Source organism: Endozoicomonas sp. SESOKO3, from assembly GCF_024606255.1.
The window spans coordinates 1-1029 of record NZ_JAHHPR010000430.1 but is presented as its reverse complement, the minus strand read 5'-3'; the positions used below and the strand labels follow the sequence as shown (position 1 = coordinate 1029).

Below are 1029 nucleotides of genomic sequence, written 5' to 3'. Positions count from 1 at the left end.
CCGCCATCTGGTAACCATGAGTGTTGATAATACAGTGAAAATATGTGACCTGCAGTGTCCGCATTGGCGAACGACCTCAACCAATCACTGAGTTGTTGTTTATCTTTTGCCGTAACGATGGTCTTTAGTTGATATTGGTGTGGTGAAGGAAACCGGCGATACCATGCTCTTTCCATCGCTTTATCATTTTTAACAAAATCGCGAAGATACCTGCATACCTTTGCTAAACGGGTAATCTCGCGAAAACCCAAATAGCGAATAATTATTGATTTTGTTTCGTCGGGCAAACAGAGGAATGGAGATTGATTTTGGTGATATACAATAACGTCCCTGCCTGCACAGACACCCGTTGCTGCTTCCTCCATTCGAGGTTGCTTCGTTGGCAGGGGTGAACCGTCATCGCTGGAATGGTTGTTCAGAGGGTTCATGCCTGGCTCCTCCAGAGCTTCAAAGTCAGTGTTTATCCTCGCTCAGAGAGGACATTCAAAATTGATTCAAGTGATTAGACTGGGTTTTATGATGAAAGTTCATAAAATTGAGGTCAGCCTCCCAGGCAACAAAAGAGCCCCGATCCATACGCTCATTCAACCATCAATTCTTCTTGCGTAGCTCAGTGATTCTCACCTTGTTATCTTGACTGACGGTCACCACATTTCGGCTATCGGCGCTGAAGCTGGCTGCGGTGAATCCTGTCTTTTTTTGAATGGCTGCTTTTTGCAGCCATGAGCCATTGGCCTCCAGGCCATAAATGTTTACGACACCATCAACACTGGCGGTCACCAGATGGCAAGCATCAGCACTGAAGCTGGCCGAGATAACCTTATCCTGGTGGACAATGTTGGCTTTTAGTTTCCATGAGCCATCGGTCTGCAGGCTACTGATTTTCGCCGTGTTATCATCGCTGGCGGTCACCACATGCTGGCAATCGGCACTGAAGTTTGCTGAGGTGACCACTTTATCGTGTTCAACGCAGGCTTTTTCTTCCCATGATCCAGCATTCTGGCTATGGATTTTCGCCTTATGATCTTC

General features: G+C 46.7%; 2 protein-coding genes. Both read right to left on the bottom strand.

Annotated features, from left to right (window positions below; genetic code table 11):
* The coding region (locus KDK18_RS07450; protein WP_257254259.1) for an F-box protein at positions 1 to 428 on the bottom strand (428 nt) is incomplete at its 3' end.
* Between the two features lie 163 nt (positions 429 to 591).
* Positions 592 to 1029 (bottom strand): WD40 repeat domain-containing protein (locus KDK18_RS07445; RefSeq protein ID WP_257254258.1); only part of this gene is annotated, 438 nt, incomplete at its 5' end.